This window comes from Pseudarthrobacter sp. 1G09, assembly GCF_050038305.1.
In the GTDB taxonomy this organism is placed as follows: Bacteria; Actinomycetota; Actinomycetes; order Actinomycetales; family Micrococcaceae; genus Arthrobacter; species Arthrobacter equi.
Map to the genome: position 1 here is coordinate 2617619 of NZ_CP188306.1, position 14609 is coordinate 2632227.

16 protein-coding genes, 2 tRNA genes and 1 other RNA gene are annotated in these 14609 nt (G+C 64.8%); 8 read left to right on the top strand and 11 right to left on the bottom strand.

Features of this window, described 5'->3' with window-relative positions:
* Nucleotides 1-54: 54 nt before the first annotated feature.
* From orn to def, 3 genes are all read left to right on the top strand, one after another.
* Nucleotides 55-681: an oligoribonuclease gene (gene orn / locus ACP3TD_RS12010; protein WP_426763164.1), complete on the top strand. Its 627-nt coding sequence runs from the start codon at nucleotides 55-57 to the stop codon at nucleotides 679-681.
* A 129-nt stretch (nucleotides 682-810) separates the two neighbouring features.
* Nucleotides 811-883: transfer RNA gene (locus tag ACP3TD_RS12015), tRNA-His, on the top strand.
* A gap of 136 nt (nucleotides 884-1019) precedes the next feature.
* The gene (def, locus tag ACP3TD_RS12020; protein WP_426763166.1) at nucleotides 1020-1592 is read left to right on the top strand and encodes a peptide deformylase; all 573 of its coding nucleotides are present in this window, start codon (nucleotides 1020-1022) and stop codon (nucleotides 1590-1592) included.
* 16 nt (nucleotides 1593-1608) lie between these two features.
* Here def and ACP3TD_RS12025 read toward each other — a convergent pair whose 3' ends face one another.
* The 5 genes from ACP3TD_RS12025 to rnpB all read right to left on the bottom strand — a co-directional run bounded on the left by ACP3TD_RS12025 (nucleotide 1609) and on the right by rnpB (nucleotide 5495).
* The gene (locus ACP3TD_RS12025; protein ID WP_426763168.1) at nucleotides 1609-2406 is read right to left on the bottom strand and encodes an HNH endonuclease family protein; all 798 of its coding nucleotides are present in this window, start codon (nucleotides 2404-2406) and stop codon (nucleotides 1609-1611) included.
* 113 nt (nucleotides 2407-2519) lie between these two features.
* Entirely contained in the window at nucleotides 2520-2729 is a 210-nt protein-coding gene (locus tag ACP3TD_RS12030; RefSeq protein WP_426763170.1) for a hypothetical protein, read from the bottom strand.
* 75 nt (nucleotides 2730-2804) lie between these two features.
* On the bottom strand, nucleotides 2805-4283 hold the full coding sequence (locus ACP3TD_RS12035; RefSeq protein WP_426763172.1) for a glyceraldehyde-3-phosphate dehydrogenase: 1479 nt from the start codon (nucleotides 4281-4283) through the stop codon (nucleotides 2805-2807).
* Between the two features lie 239 nt (nucleotides 4284-4522).
* Nucleotides 4523-5065 carry a TspO/MBR family protein gene (locus ACP3TD_RS12040; protein ID WP_426763174.1) on the bottom strand — a complete coding sequence of 181 codons (543 nt, stop codon included), beginning with the start codon at nucleotides 5063-5065 and terminating at the stop codon, nucleotides 4523-4525.
* A 44-nt stretch (nucleotides 5066-5109) separates the two neighbouring features.
* Nucleotides 5110-5495: RNase P RNA component class A (rnpB, locus tag ACP3TD_RS12045), an RNA gene on the bottom strand.
* A gap of 56 nt (nucleotides 5496-5551) precedes the next feature.
* On the opposite strand from rnpB, the gene ACP3TD_RS12050 reads away from it, so the two are divergent.
* Nucleotides 5552-6316, top strand: a complete 765-nt coding sequence (locus ACP3TD_RS12050; RefSeq protein ID WP_426763176.1) for a YaaA family protein — start codon at nucleotides 5552-5554, stop codon at nucleotides 6314-6316.
* Between the two features lie 74 nt (nucleotides 6317-6390).
* Here ACP3TD_RS12050 and ACP3TD_RS12055 read toward each other — a convergent pair whose 3' ends face one another.
* Nucleotides 6391-7128, bottom strand: a complete 738-nt coding sequence (locus tag ACP3TD_RS12055) for a zinc ribbon domain-containing protein (protein WP_426763178.1) — start codon at nucleotides 7126-7128, stop codon at nucleotides 6391-6393.
* Between the two features lie 114 nt (nucleotides 7129-7242).
* A complete protein-coding gene (locus ACP3TD_RS12060; RefSeq protein WP_426763179.1) occupies nucleotides 7243-8166 on the bottom strand; it encodes a Nif3-like dinuclear metal center hexameric protein in 924 nt (307 codons plus the stop codon).
* 101 nt (nucleotides 8167-8267) lie between these two features.
* Between ACP3TD_RS12060 and msrA the strand changes: the two genes are divergently transcribed.
* From msrA to epsC, 3 genes are all read left to right on the top strand, one after another.
* Entirely contained in the window at nucleotides 8268-8792 is a 525-nt protein-coding gene (gene msrA, locus ACP3TD_RS12065) for a peptide-methionine (S)-S-oxide reductase MsrA (RefSeq protein WP_091720857.1), read from the top strand.
* A 64-nt stretch (nucleotides 8793-8856) separates the two neighbouring features.
* Nucleotides 8857-9792 (top strand): cysteine synthase A, encoded by a 936-nt coding sequence (cysK, locus tag ACP3TD_RS12070; RefSeq protein WP_091720858.1) that lies wholly within the window; start codon nucleotides 8857-8859, stop codon nucleotides 9790-9792.
* Between the two features lie 39 nt (nucleotides 9793-9831).
* On the top strand, nucleotides 9832-10416 hold the full coding sequence (gene epsC / locus ACP3TD_RS12075) for a serine O-acetyltransferase EpsC (RefSeq protein WP_091720860.1): 585 nt from the start codon (nucleotides 9832-9834) through the stop codon (nucleotides 10414-10416).
* Nucleotides 10417-10532: 116 nt separating this feature from the next.
* On the opposite strand, the gene gndA is transcribed toward epsC, so the two are convergent.
* Nucleotides 10533-11969 carry an NADP-dependent phosphogluconate dehydrogenase gene (gene gndA / locus ACP3TD_RS12080; protein WP_377202158.1) on the bottom strand — a complete coding sequence of 479 codons (1437 nt, stop codon included), beginning with the start codon at nucleotides 11967-11969 and terminating at the stop codon, nucleotides 10533-10535.
* Between the two features lie 204 nt (nucleotides 11970-12173).
* On the opposite strand from gndA, the gene ACP3TD_RS12085 reads away from it, so the two are divergent.
* Nucleotides 12174-12899 (top strand): FadR/GntR family transcriptional regulator, encoded by a 726-nt coding sequence (locus ACP3TD_RS12085; RefSeq protein WP_426763181.1) that lies wholly within the window; start codon nucleotides 12174-12176, stop codon nucleotides 12897-12899.
* A 182-nt stretch (nucleotides 12900-13081) separates the two neighbouring features.
* Here ACP3TD_RS12085 and ACP3TD_RS12090 read toward each other — a convergent pair whose 3' ends face one another.
* The 3 genes from ACP3TD_RS12090 to ACP3TD_RS12100 all read right to left on the bottom strand — a co-directional run bounded on the left by ACP3TD_RS12090 (nucleotide 13082) and on the right by ACP3TD_RS12100 (nucleotide 14607).
* The gene (locus ACP3TD_RS12090) at nucleotides 13082-13372 is read right to left on the bottom strand and encodes a hypothetical protein (protein ID WP_426763183.1); all 291 of its coding nucleotides are present in this window, start codon (nucleotides 13370-13372) and stop codon (nucleotides 13082-13084) included.
* Between the two features lie 126 nt (nucleotides 13373-13498).
* Nucleotides 13499-13571: transfer RNA gene (locus tag ACP3TD_RS12095), tRNA-Val, on the bottom strand.
* A 115-nt stretch (nucleotides 13572-13686) separates the two neighbouring features.
* The gene (locus ACP3TD_RS12100) at nucleotides 13687-14607 is read right to left on the bottom strand and encodes a Sir2 family NAD-dependent protein deacetylase (protein ID WP_426763184.1); all 921 of its coding nucleotides are present in this window, start codon (nucleotides 14605-14607) and stop codon (nucleotides 13687-13689) included.
* Nucleotides 14608-14609: the final 2 nt, after the last annotated feature.

Sequence of the window (14609 nt, forward strand, 5' to 3'; positions counted from 1 at the left end):
TTCGAAATCCTAGCACCGGCCGGTTGGCAGGAGGTGTAACGGTAGGCTGGTCCGGTGCCTATAACAAACGAAAGAATCGTCTGGATTGACTGCGAAATGACCGGTCTGGACATCAAGAACGACGCCCTGATCGAGGTGGCCGCGCTGGTCACCGACTCCGAGTTGAACATCCTCGGCGAGGGGGTCGACGTCGTCATCAAACCGGAGGACGCCGCCGTCGCGCAGATGAACGACTTCGTCCGGGACATGCACACCAAATCCGGACTCCTCAAGGAACTCCCGGCGGGAAAGACGATGGCCGAGGCAGAAACGGCAGTGATGGAGTACATCGCCGAATGGGTGCCGGAGCCGCGGAAGGCACCGCTGGGCGGCAACTCGGTGGGAACAGACCGGGTCTTCCTGTCCAGGGACATGCCCGCCATCGTTAAGCACCTGCACTACCGAGTGATTGACGTCAGCACCATCAAGGAACTGTCCCGCCGCTGGTTCGCCCGCGCGTACTTCCAGTCCCCGGCCAAGAAGGGCGGCCACCGCGCCCTGGGTGACATCCGGGACTCCATCGACGAACTCCGCTACTACCGGGACGCAGTCTTCGTACCGGCGCCCGGCCCGGACAGCGCAACGGCGCAGAAGATCGCCCGGCGGATCACCAGCCCTGACGCTGGCCTTCCCGAAAAGTAATCTGCGCCACACTTTCAGGATTTTTTGCTGAAAACGCCAAAAGTGGACAAAGCACCCCCAAAGAGCAGGTAAGCTATTTGAGTTGCCTTTCCAGAGGGCCGGGAAGCCGGCCGCACTGCGGGGCACATGGTGGGCGTAGCTCAGTTGGCAGAGCGCCTGGTTGTGGTCCAGGAGGTCGCGGGTTCAACCCCCGTCGCTCACCCTCACCGGACGGTATTGCAGCCGTCCAAAGGAGGCCGCATCGGATTATTCCGGTGCGGCCTCCTTTCTTTTTCACCACCTCTTTTGCATCACCGCCCTGCGCCCGCTGCGGGGCCGCAAGCCGAAGGACAGCGAAGATGACCGTTCTGCCCATCACCATCTGGGGCGAACCCGTGCTGCACCGCCGGGCTTCCGAAGTGGAAGTTTTCGACGACGAACTGCGCACCCTGATTGCAGACATGTTTGAGACGAACGATGCCGCCAACGGCGTGGGGCTGGCAGCACCGCAGGTAGGAGTGGGCAAGAGGATCTTCGTCTACAAGTACGAGAACGACGACGACGCCCCCGCCAGCGGCGTATTGGTCAACCCGGTGCTCACGCTGTCAAAGATCTCCGGAGCTGCTCCCGACCCTGATGAGGAAGAGGAAGGGTGCCTGTCCTTTCCCGGCGACCAGTATCCGCTCAAGCGCGCCGAGTGGGCACGGGTGGAAGGATTTGACGGCAACGGCGTCCCCGTGAAGTTCGAGGCCACCGGATGGTTTGCCAGGGTCATCCAGCATGAATACGACCACCTGGACGGCAAACTGTACGTCAACCGCCTGATGGACAGGTATGCCCGCAAGGCCAAGAAGACGGCAAAGAAAAACGGTTGGGGCGTTCCAGGCCTGACCTGGCTGCCGGGCGTGGACCCGGACCCGTTCGGGCACTGACAAACCGGTACCTGGCTCAGGTTGCCCTGATGGTCTGCTGGCCGGGGCACGAGCCCAGGACCCGCTTCATCGCGTCCTTCTCAGCCTCCGTCACCCACAGCCCGTACGCCGCCTTCACGGACACCTGCCGGGCTACGTAGTGGCACCTGATGGACTTGTTCTTCGGAAGCCAGGTGGCGGCGTCGCCCGCGCCCTTTTGCTGGTTGCTCGGGCCGTCTGCAGCGATCAGGTTCAGGGGATCATTCGCCAGGTTTTGCCGCTGGCGCGGCGTCAGGGCCTGGGCGCCCTTCTGCCAGGCGTCGGAGAGGGCCACCACGTGATCGATCTGGACAGCGGCGCTGCTGTCCTGGCCGCGGCGGAACTCGATGGGCTTGCCCGTATAGGGCTCTTGGAAGTGTCCCGCGGAGACGCGGCATTTCGAGCCCTCCGCAAAGACAGCGCCGGCCAGGTCCCGGCGAAGGATGTCATTACGCGTGTCGCAGCCGTTGCGGTCAACGTCTAGCCAGGCCTGCCCGAAAGCGTCGCGGGTGTAGTTGTCCTTGCCTGCCCGGCCCTTGACGGGGAGGGCTTCCAACACATCTGCGGCTGAGCCCTGGGGCACTTCATGGACCGCTGCCACCGGCTTCATCCACGCAGCATCAAATACGGGAGCCGCTGTGGGGCCGTCCGCCGCGGGTGCGGCAATGTCGAATTGCCCAGCAGTAAAGAACCAGCCCAGGAACCCCAGTGCGGCGACACCGCCCACTATCAACAGTACCCAGGCCTGCCGGGAACGGCGCCGCGCCCGCCGGTAGGCGGACCAGCTGACGGTCACTGGACTGCAGTTCGGGGGCGGGAGTGGAGCACCCCACGAGCCTAGGTCACGGGGAACCGCCGCCCTTGGATATCCACAGTGTGCAGGACGAGTGACGGATCACGCCGTGACCGCTACAACTCCCGTGACACCCTCTGGAGGTCCTCCGCGGCGACTGCCAGCAGACTTTCAAGCTGCTGAACCCGTTCCGCGGTGACGTCTCCCGACGCATGGGCGGCCTTGGCGCCCTCCAGCAACCGGAGCGCTTCCTTGTGGTTGGCCTTGGCTACGTCAAATGCGTGTTCCAGCGTGGTTTCGTGCTCAAGTGTCTGATCGTTTTCCATTCCCCAAGTGTGGGCCCCATTCCCGGCTGATTCCAGAGAACCAGCCGGGAATTCACCCAAAAGAAACGGGAAAGATCAGACGGCGATGGCCGCCAGGGCTTTGGCGCTCTCCTTGGCCGGGAAGGACGGCGGGTTTACTCCGGCCATTTCTTCCATGACCCGGACCACCTGGCAGCTGTAACCGAATTCGTTGTCGTACCAGACGTAGACCACCAGGTTCTTGTCCGTGGAAACGGTAGCGAGGCCGTCAACGATGCCGGCGCGGCGGGAACCGACGAAGTCGGTGGAGACGACTTCAGGGGAATCGATGTAGTCGATCTGCTTGCGCAGTTCCGAGTGCAGCGACATCTCGCGGAGGTAGTTGTTGACCTCATCCTTGGTGGTCCCGTTCTCCAGGGTCAGGTTCAGGATGGCCAGCGATACGTCCGGGGTGGGGACGCGGATGGAGCTGCCGGTGAGCTTGCCGAGCAACTCGGGCAGGGCCTTGGCAACTGCCTTCGCGGCCCCGGTTTCGGTGATGACCATGTTCAGGGCGGCGGACCGGCCCCGGCGGTCGCCCTTGTGGAAGTTGTCGATCAGGTTCTGGTCGTTGGTGAACGAGTGGACCGTCTCAACGTGACCGTGGATCACGCCGAACTTGTCGTTGAGGGCCTTCAGCACCGGGGTGATGGCATTCGTGGTGCAGGACGCCGCAGAGACGATCGTGTCCGTGTCCTCGATGGTGCCGTGGTTGATGCCGTGGACAATGTTCTTCAGCTCGCCCTTGCCCGGTGCGGTGAGCAGGACGCGGGCGGCGCCCTTGCTCTGCAGGTGCTGGGACAGTCCCTCGGCGTCGCGCCAGCGGCCGGTGTTGTCCACCACCAGGGCGTTGTCGATGCCGTAGGCGGTGTAGTCGATGGTGGCGGGATCGTTCGAGTAGATGACCTGGATCCGGACGCCGTTGGCCGTGATGGTGTTGGCTTCCTCGTCGACGCGGATGGTGCCTTCGAAGGAGCCATGCACGGAGTCGCGGCGCAGCAGGCTGGCGCGCTTCAGCAGGTCGTTGTCGGAGCCGCGGCGGACCACGATGGCCCGCAGGCGCAGGCCGTGGCCGCCTCCGGCTTTTTCGACCAGCAGGCGGGCGAGGAGCCGGCCAATGCGTCCGAAACCGTAGAGGACGACGTCGGTGCTGGTGCGGTCATCGCCGCCCCGCTTGCCCACGACGTCGGCCAGCTCCGCGCGGAGGAACTCTTCAAGGGTGGCGCCGTTGCCCTCTTCCTTGAACTTCTGGTTGAGCCGGGCGATGTCGATGGCCGCGGCGCCGAGCTCCAGCCCGGCAAGGGTGTTCAGCAGGGGTGCGGTCTCCTCCAGGAGGAGTTCGTCCTTGCTCATCCGGCGGGCGAAACGGTGTGCCTTGAGAATGTTCATGGTGGACTTGTTGATCAGGCTCCGGCCATGGATGCTCGTGACCACGTTGTTTTCGCGGTACAGCCGGCCGATCACCGGAATCATGGCCTCGGCGAGGGCCTCCCGGCCCATCCACGTATCAAGACAAGAATCTGACGTCTGGCTCACAGAAATACCTTCCTCGGTTCAGCCGCATACGTCCTCGTATGCGGTTGTAGGCCACCTGATGATGTCCAGGGGCATCCACGCCTGCGGGGTTCGGCCCCCAGGCGCCTGGATCGTGTGCAAAGAAAAACCGCCGGATGCGAACGCAATTCCAGCGGAAGAACCTCTACGTCCGGAATCCATTCTAATTTGGCGCAGCCCTGGGAACAGGCCCGCCGGGCGTGAAATCACTCACACGGCGTTCAGTTGTGAAGTGCGGCGTAGAGGTTGAGGCTGCCGGAGAAGAGCACCCAGGAGAAGTAGGGCAGCACCAGCAGCCCGGCCACGCCATTCACCGGGCCAAACCGCAGGATCAGGAACACGAGGCAGCCGGCCAGCCCGGTGAGGACCACCAGCGCAGACCAAAGCGCGGCCGGGCCCAGCATGGGGTAAAGGCCGAAGTAGCTCAGCGGCCAGGCGGCATTGAGCACCAGCTGGAGCAGGTAGCCGGCCATGGTGCCGCCCGTGAGCGCCCCCTTCCGCCAGACCAACCAGGCGGCAACTGCGATACTGCCGTACAGCAGGAGCCACATGGAGCGGAACATCCACTGCGGCGGCATCCATGGTGCCTGCACGGAAGCCGCGAACCAGCCGTGCATGTTCAGCAGGATCGGAACCGTAGCCAATGCCCAGGCCGTGACGGAGAGGGCAAGGAAAGCCATCAGGCCCAGGATCTGCGTGGGCAGGTTACGGGTCTGGGGTCCGGCGGGCGGGCCGGCCGGCTGCGGATCGGTATTTGCGGGCACGGTTCAGGATCCCCAACACATCTTCCAAGGTCAAACCGGTTGTGCGGATGGGACAGCCGGTACGCCGGGTTCTGTTCCCCCGAGCCGTTGCCGTCACGGGGGCGACGGCCATCCATCTACGAATACCGTTGCCGGTACCCTCTAGCGGCCTACCCGGACACTCGGGCGGGCAGCCCTCAAACGTGCCCTGTCTGGCCTTGCTCCGGGTGGGGTTTACCTAGCCTTCCCGGTCACCCGGGAAGCTGGTGGTCTCTTACACCACCGTTTCACCCTTACCTGCCGCTTTCCGAAGACGGAAAGAGCAGGCGGTCTATTCTCTGTGGCACTTGCCTGCGGGTTACCCCGAGTGGGCGTTACCCACCACCCTGCCCTGTGGAGCCCGGACGTTCCTCGAGCCACTTTCGTGACGCGCGGCCGCCTGGCTGTCCCATCCGCGTCCAGTCTACCGGCGCCGGCGGCTGCTGTTGCCGCCGGTAGGATCGGACGGTGCTGATCCTGCTCCCCCCTTCAGAAGGCAAGACTCCCGCGGTCAACGGTGCCGCCGTCGATTGGTCGTCTTTGGGCTTTCCGGACCTCAACCCTGCGCGGGCGAAGGTGCTGGAGGCACTGGGGACCGTCAGCGCCCACGAGGACGCCCTCGACCTCCTGGGCGTGGGCGCATCCCTGCGTGACGACGTCGTACGCAATACGCGGCTGCACGCTGAACCGGCGGCCCCTGCGCACCGCATCTACTCGGGCGTCCTTTACGACGCCCTGGGTTACCGGACCTTGACGGCGGCCCAGCGGCGCAAGGCTGATGAGTCGGTGCTGGTGGTATCGGCATTGTGGGGCGCCATCCGCTTCGGCGACTCCGTGCCCGCCTACCGGCTGTCCATGGGGACGGCGCTGCCCGACGTCGGACGCCTCGCCACGTTCTGGAAGCCGCAGCTTTCCGAGGCCCTCGCGTCCGTCGTGGGGGACCAACTGCTGGTGGACTGCCGGTCCAGCACCTACGCGGCTGCGTGGGCTCCCCCGGCAGGACAGACGGTGTCCGTGAATGTCTTCACCGAAGCCGGCGGCGTGCGGAAAGTCGTCAGCCACTTCGCCAAGCACACCCGCGGCGAGCTGGCCCGGCACCTGCTGTCGCGCCGCGGCAAAGCACCATCAACGCCCGCCGGCCTCCTGAAGGCCGCACAGGAGCGTTGGACTGCGGAGCTCGTTCCCGGAACTGCCCGGAAACCGCATGCGCTGAACATCATCCTGCCGGGCTGAGGCTCCCCTGCCCAGCGGAGGGTGCCACGCGCCGGTTGGCCGGGCAAGACGGCGCCAGATGCTGCGTGCCTGGGTCAGGCCCACTCCTCCGAGCGGACCAGGATGGCACCTGAATCGGGGCAGAAAACAATGTCGTCACCGGAAGCGGCGGTGATCTCCGCGAGGTCGCCGGGGCTGAGCTTCATGCCGGAGGCCTCCGAGGTGCCGTGGAACAGCCGGGCAGCGCCCACACCGCGTTTGGCCAGGGTCTTCTCATAAATAGCCAACATCCCGGCGTCCAGTCCGGCGGCGAACTCAGTGCGCCTCCCCCGAACGTCTGCAACCTCCGCGTCGACTGCGGCGAGTTCCTTGTCCAGTTCCGCGCGGATGCTGCCGAATGAACCCTGGATATCGTCCACGATCCGCTGCTGCGCGGACTGGCGCTCACGGAGCGTGTCCAGGCGTTCCAGGACTTCCAACTCCACGTCTTCGAGGTCCGAACGCCTTCTGTTGAGCGAAGCGATGTCCTTCTGGAGAGCCACCAGGTCCTTGGACAGGCCCGTTCCGCTGTTGAGGCGCGCTTCGTCCCGCTCAATGCGGGTGGCCACCTGTTCAACGTCCGCCTCAGCCCGCTTCAACTCGGCTTCGGCGTCATGCACTGCCACCTTCGCGGCACCGAGTTCGCCGCTGGCCACGGAAAGGGCAGCCTCAAGGTCTTTGATCCGGGGATCGTTTTCCAACGAGCGGCGGCGGCTGGCCAGGGCTTTGAGCTTTGCATCCAGGCCTTGCAGGTCGAGCAACTTGATCTGTTCCGCCGGTGCTGCCTTCGCCACTGTTACCTCCGATTGATCCCTCCGGCCGCGGCCGGGCACCGTACCGGCGCTTCCTCGACTCTAGCGCCTGGCCCGCGTCCCTGCCTCGCCGGACCGCACCGGGTGCGCGGCGGGTCAGCCCGGCGTAAGGATGAAGTCCCAGGGATCGCTGTTGGTGGCACTCACCTGGATTTCGACGTCGTGTCCCTGGTCGGCGAGGACGTTGCCCAGGGCCGCCGCGGCGGCCGGCAGCCAGAGCCATTCGCTGGCGAAGTGGGACACGTCGACGAGGTAAGGACGTCCGTTCAGCGCAGCTTCCCGCGCCTCCGACGCCGGGTGGTGCCGAAGGTCCGCCGTCACGTAGACGTCGGCGTTGCTGGCCCGGACTTCGTTGAACAGCGAGTCGCCCGCGCCGCCGCACACAGCGATCCGCCGGACCAGGCCGTCCTTGTCACCGGAGACGCGTACTCCCCCGGCTACGGACGGCAGGATACCGAAGATTCTGGCCGCGAAATCGGCCAGGGTCATGGCGTCCTCAAGGTCCCCGACGCGTCCAATTCCCTCCTCGGGCAGGCCGTTGGCCGCCAGCGTCAGCGGAGCAACGTCCTGGAGGCCCAGCGCGTCGGCCAGCACATCAGACACACCCCCGACGGCGGAATCACCGTTCGTGTGGACCGTCAGCAGGGCGGTTCCGGACTCGATCAGCCGGTGGACCGCCCGGCCTTTGGGAGTCGTGGCCGCGACGGACGTGACGCCTTTAAGAAGCAGCGGATGATGGGTGATCAGGAGTTCTGCGCCCCATTCGACGGCTTCCTCGATCACCTCCAGTGTGGGATCGACGGCGAACATCACCTTGGTGACCGGTGCTGCAGGGTGGCCCGCCACCAGGCCCACCTCGTCCCAGCCTTCGGCCAGGGATTCAGGCCACAGTTCCTCCACTGCGAGCAGCAGGTCGCCGAGGGTGGGAGCCCCGTCCGGCTCGTCGCCGGCCTGCCCGGCGAAGGGGGCGTCGCCGTCGTGCTCGTCCGGACCGGTAACGTCGGTGTCCACAGGTTCCATAGTCTTAGTTTTACCCCATCGCCCGGCGGGCGCAGGCATGCCGCCGGTGTGACGCGGGACGCGCGGGGAATCATCCGGCGCTGCCAACCATTGAAGAGGTCATGAAAACTTTTGTTCTTGGCGGAGGCTGCTTCTGGTGCCTCGACGCCGTCTACCAGAAAACAAAGGGTGTCACGGCGGTGGTGTCCGGCTATACGGGAGGACACGATCCGTACCCTGACTACTACTCCGTCTGCAGCGGCACCACCGGTCACGCCGAAGTGGTGGCCGTGACCTTTGACGAGGAGATCATCCCGGCCGAGGTCATCCTGGATATGTTCTTCGCCCTTCACGACCCCACCACGCTGAACCGGCAGGGCTATGACGTGGGGACCCAGTACCGCTCCTCGATGTTCTACGAAACCACGGAGGAGAAGATCCTGTTCGAAGAAGCCATCGACCGGAACCAGGCCCTGTGGAGCCACCCGATCGTCACTGAGGTCAGCCGCCTCCCCCGGTTCCATGTTGCCGAGGAGTTCCACCAGGACTATTACGGAAAACATCCCGAGCAGGGCTACTGCCAGGTCATCATCAACCCGAAGCTCGCCAAGGCCAGGAAATATTACTCTGCATGGCTTAACGCTTAGCCAGCATTACGCGGCCTCGTTAGGCTGACCTCAGTATTCACCCCTCAGAGATAGGCGTATCTACATGGCACGGATTTATGACGACGTAACGCAGCTGGTAGGCCGCACCCCGCTGGTCAGGCTGAACCGGCTCAGCGAGGGGCTGGGTGCCACCGTTGCCGTAAAGCTTGAGTTCTACAACCCGGCCAACAGCGTGAAGGACCGCATCGGTGTGGCCATCATCGACGCGGCGGAAAAGTCAGGTGCGCTCAAGCCGGGCGGTACCATCGTCGAAGGCACCTCCGGCAACACCGGCATCGCCCTGGCCATGGTGGGTGCAGCCCGCGGCTACAAGGTCATCCTCACCATGCCCGAAACCATGTCAACGGAACGCCGTGTGATGCTCCGCGCCTTCGGTGCCGAAATAGTTCTGACGCCTGGCTCCGAGGGCATGCGCGGTGCGGTGGAAAAGGCCCAGGAAATCGTGGCCAACACCGAAAACTCCATCTGGGCACAGCAGTTCGCCAACGAGGCCAACCCCCAGATCCACCGCGATACCACTGCCGAGGAAATCTGGGCTGACACCGACGGCGACGTGGACATCTTCGTCTCCGGAATCGGCACCGGCGGCACCATCACCGGCGTGGGCCAGGTCCTCAAGGAGCGCAAGCCCGGCGTCCAGATCGTGGCAGTCGAGCCCAAGGACTCCCCCATCCTCAACGGCGGCGCTCCGGGCCCGCACAAGATCCAGGGACTGGGTGCCAACTTCATTCCCGAACTGCTGGATACCAACGTTTACGACGAGGTGCTGGACGCAACGCTTGAGGACTCCGTCCGTGTTGCCCGCGAACTGGGCGTCAAGGAAGGCATCCTGGGCGGCATCTCGTCCGGTGCCATCGTCTGGGGCGCCCTGGAGCTGGCTAAGCGCCCGGAAAACGCCGGCAAGCTGATTGTCGCCATCGTCTGCGATTTCGGTGAGCGTTACATCTCCACCGTTCTCTATGACGACATCCGCGGCTGATCAGACCGCCCTCCGCCCGTTTCCTGTAGAAAGAACTTTGTGGGCTTTTTTGCACGACTAAAGGAAGACCTCGACGCCGCCAGGTCGCATGACCCGGCGTCGAGGGGTTCCGTCGAGAACTTTTTCGCCTATTCCGGCCTGCACGCCATCTGGATCCACCGGCTGACACACCGCCTGTGGCAGAACCCGGCGCTGCGTTTTCCTGCCCGGCTCATTTCGCAGCTTGGCCGGTTCACCACCGGAATCGAGATCCACCCCGGCGCCACCATCGGCCGCCGGTTCTTTATCGATCACGGCATGGGCGTGGTCATCGGCGAAACCGCCGAGATCGGCGAGGATGTCATGATCTACCACGGCGTCACGCTGGGCGGCCGCTCGCTGGCCCGGATCAAGCGGCACCCCACCATTGGTGACCGCGTGACCATTGGCGCGGGCGCGAAAATCCTCGGCCCCATCACCATCGGCCGGGACAGCGCTGTGGGCGCCAACGCCGTGGTGGTCAAGGACGCTCCGCCGGAGTCGATCGTTACCGGCGTGCCTGCCAAATGGCGGCACCGTGACGCGCAGCGGGAGACCAAACCCGCCGTCGACCCCGCCGAGTACGACATCGAATACCGCATCTGACGCGCGGCCGGGCGCGCCCACTGAAGCTGGACGCACCACGGCCGGCGGCACGCAAAAGGCGGGCAGTTCCAGGATTTTCCTCGAACTGCCCGCCTTTTGCGTTGTGTCAGCGGATGCTAGTGGGTGTCTACCGCTTCGATCTCGGACTTGTCTTCGCCCCAGAGCGTGTGGAAGGTGCCCTCGGCGTCCACGCGGCCGTAGGTGTGGGCGCCGAACAGATCGCGCTGGCCCTGGATGAGGGCGGCAGCGACGCGCTTGCGGCGCAGGCCGTCGTAGTAGGCCAGCGAGGACGAGAACACGGGCACCGGGATGCCGAGCTGAACAGCGGTGGCCACGACGCGGCGCCAGGCCGGCAGTGCGTCCGCGATGGCCTTGGTGAAGGCCGGTGCAAACAGCAGGTTGGCGGGCTTCTCGTCGGCGGCGTAGGCCTTGGTGATGTCCTTGAGGAGTTCCGCCCGGATGATGCAGCCTGCACGCCACAGCGAGGCGATTTCGTCCAGCTTCAGGTCCCAGCCGTATTCCTTGGCCGCGGAGGTCAGCATGTCCAGGCCCTGGGCGTAGGAAACGAGCTTGGAAGCGTACAGCGCCTGGCGGACGTCTTCGACGAAGGTCTCCGGGATTTCAACCGAAACCTCGTTGCCGGCCAGCAGTTCCTGGCCGAGCTTGCGCTGGCCCGCCTGCGAGGACAGTGCACGGGCGAAGACGGATTCGGCGATGCCGGACACCGGCGAGCCCAGTTCCAGTGCCGAGATAACGGTCCAGCGGCCGGTACCCTTCTGGCCGGCAGCATCCACCACGACGTCGACGAAGGGCTTGCCGGTCTTGGCGTCCACGTGCCCCAGGACCTCAGCCGAGATTTCGATCAGGAAGGAGGACAGGTCGCCCTTGTTCCACTCCGTGAAGATCTTGGACTGTTCGGCGGGCTCGATGCCTGCGCCGGAGCGGAGCAGGTCGAAGGCCTCACCGATAACCTGCATGTCGGCATACTCAATGCCGTTGTGGACCATCTTGACGAAGTGGCCGGCGCCGTCGGTGCCAACCCAGGCGCAGCAGGGCTCGCCGTCAACCTTGGCAGAGATCTTCTCGAGCAGGGGGCCGAGGGCCTTGTAGGACTCCTTGGAACCGCCGGGCATGATGGACGGGCCGTTCAGCGCGCCTTCCTCGCCGCCGGACACGCCGACGCCCACGAAGTGCAGGTCCTTCTTGGCCAGGGCCGCTTCACGCCGCCGGGTGTCCTCGTAGTGCGAGTTGCCCGCGTCAATGATGATGTCGCCCGCTTCGAGTAGCGGCTCAAGCTGCTCGATGACCGAGTCGACCGGCTTGCCGGCCTTGACCATGATCAGCACCCGGCGGGGCTTCTCCAGCGAATCGACGAGCTCCTGCAGGGTCTCGGTGCGGACGAAGTCGCCTTCGGTACCGTACTTTTCCAGCAGGGTGTCCGTCTTTTCCACGGACCGGTTGTGCAGGGCCACGGTGAAGCCGTTGCGGGCCAGGTTGCGGGCCAGGTTGGCGCCCATCACCGCGAGGCCGGTGACACCGATGTGTGCAGACATCAAAACTCCAATTCATTGCGTACGACGGAAAGTGCGGCGGGCCGGCCCCGGGCGGGGTGGCGCTGCGCTGATCAAGCTGTCGGAATAAAGCATATATATTCTTCGGGTCACAGGAAAGTAACGCCCATCCAGTGGACCAGACCGCTCCTGCCGCGGTCCATCCCCGGAGCATGGCGGGGTGCTGCTGAGCACTAGGCTTGCAGCATGACAAGCAGCCTGCACCACCGTGCCATCGAGAATATTGGCACCCGCATCATCTCGGGTGAGCTGCCCGCAGGCCACCTCATGCTCGCAGAACAGCTCGAAGTTGAGCTGAAGGTTTCACGCTCGGTCATCCGGGAAGCTGTCCGTGTGCTGCAGTCCCTGGGACTGGTGGAGACCACCAAACGGGTGGGCATCCGTGTCCTGCCCGCCAGCCGGTGGAATCCGTTCGATCCGCAGGTCATCCGCTGGCGGCTGGCAAGCAACGCCCGCGGCGCCCAGCTCCGGTCCCTCGCAGAACTCCGCGCGGCCGTTGAGCCTGTAGCGGCCGAGCTGGCGGCCCAGAACGCACCCGCGCCGCTGCGCCTGGAATTGGTTGACGTTGCCTACGCCATGCGCGACGCCGGCAACAAGGGTGAGGTGCCCCGCTTCCTTGAGCTCGACATCCACTTCCACTCGCTGCTGCTTTCGGGCTCCGGCAACGAGATGTTCGCCAACCTGATGGGCCAGGTGGCCGAGACGCTGACCGGACGCACGGTCCATGGCCTCATGCCCGACCATCCGCACGAGGCCGCCCTGCAGTGGCACGTGGATGTTGCCGAAGCAATCTCGCGGGGCGACGCAGCCGCTGCCCGCGAGGCATCCGACCACATCATGCGCAGGACGATGTCGCAGATGTCTGATTCCTGGACGGAACAGCCTCGGGTTTTCATCCCGGTGAAGCGCTGAGCTGCACGCGGCCTCCGGTTAGAGCTTTCTCCGCTTTCCCGGCGACACACATTCCGGAATGACTTCTTGTTTCCGGAACTTCACTGTATATTCATTTCAGGCCCTCCACCGCGGCATCCCCCAATAGTCGCGGTGGAGGGTTTTCCACTGCCCTGAAGCCCCGTGCTGCCTGTCCTGGCACCTTAAGCGGCGTCCGCCACGGCGTCCCGCAGCCGCCACCCTCCGCCCAGCCCGTCGCGCTCAAGCAGCATGGTGGTCAGCGCTGAGCCTGCGTTGCTTCCCAGGCGTACCTGGACCTGCAGGACCTCTACGTCCACCCTGCTCCGGCCCTTGGGCATCCGGCGGTTGCTCTCCCACCAGTTGACCCGTTCAAACCACCTGACCGGTTCGGCGCCCACCAGCCACTCCCGGCCCCGGCAAACCACAGATGCAGGTATTCCATCGCCGCCGTCGCGGACTATCACGTGTTCCATGCCCTGTACGTTACGGCGAGGGTCTGACACCGCACTCGGGGTGGATCATGTAGGCACCGTGCCAGGAAAGCGGAAAGAAAAAACCCGCCTCGCGTGCTTCAAAAAGCATGCAAGGCGGGTTGCTTGTGGGTCCTACCGGGATCGAACCGATGACATCCACGGTGTAAACGTGGCGCTCTACCAGCTGAGCTAAAGACCCGTGCCAGTTGGATTGCTTTCGATAAGCCGCAAACCAACGAACATAGACTCTACCCGACAGGGGCGGCTAAACGCGAATCGGCATCCTCACCCCGCCCTCCGGGTATTCCGGCCGGTCAGAGCGGCGGGAGCCGTTCCGCCAACCACATCAATGATTCGCTCACGCCAGCCTCAAGCTTGATGGTGGCTTTGTCGTCCCCGCGGGTCTCGCCGCGGTTGATGATCACCACAGGTTTGCCGCCCTTGGCTGCATGGCGGACAAAACGCAGGCCGCTCATTACCGTCAGGGATGAACCGGCCACCAGCAGGGCCGCTGCCTCATCCACCATCGCATAGGAGCGTTCCACACGGTCCTTGGGCACGTTCTCGCCGAAGTACACGAAGTCAGGTTTCAGTGTCCCGCCGCACGCCGGGCAGACCGCAACGACGAAGCTGCTGATCAGATCCAGGTCCTCCACCGTGGCGTCCGCGTCAGGGGCCATCTCCACGAGGCCTGATTCCTCGGCCCGCTCCAGGAAACCCGGATTGAGTTCACCCAGCATGCCGGCCAGGAGCCCGCGGGAGTAGGTACGGCCGCAATCGAGGCAGACCACCTGGTCATACCTGCCGTGGAGGTCCACCACATTGGTGCTTCCCGCGTCCTCATGGAGACGGTCCACATTCTGGGTGATGAGGCCCGTCAGGTATCCCCGGCGCTCGAGCTCTGCTGCTGCGAGGTGTCCATGGTTGGGGTCGGCATGGCGGAGGTGGGACCAGCCGATGTGGTTCCGCGCCCAGTACCGCTGCCTGTTGGCCCGGCCCCTGACGAACTCCTGGTAGGTCATGGGTGACCGTGGCGGGGACCCCGGACCACGGTAGTCCGGAATACCGGAATCAGTACTCAGGCCCGCCCCCGTGAGCAGGGCGAACGGCGCTCCCGACAGGAGGTCGCGGATCAGGCCCAGGGCCTCAAGTTCCCGTTCGGATGGGTGCGCGGGCTCGACGCGCGGCATGCTGGCGAACCCGGTGAGTCCGACCCCATGCCGCGGCTTCTCCACTG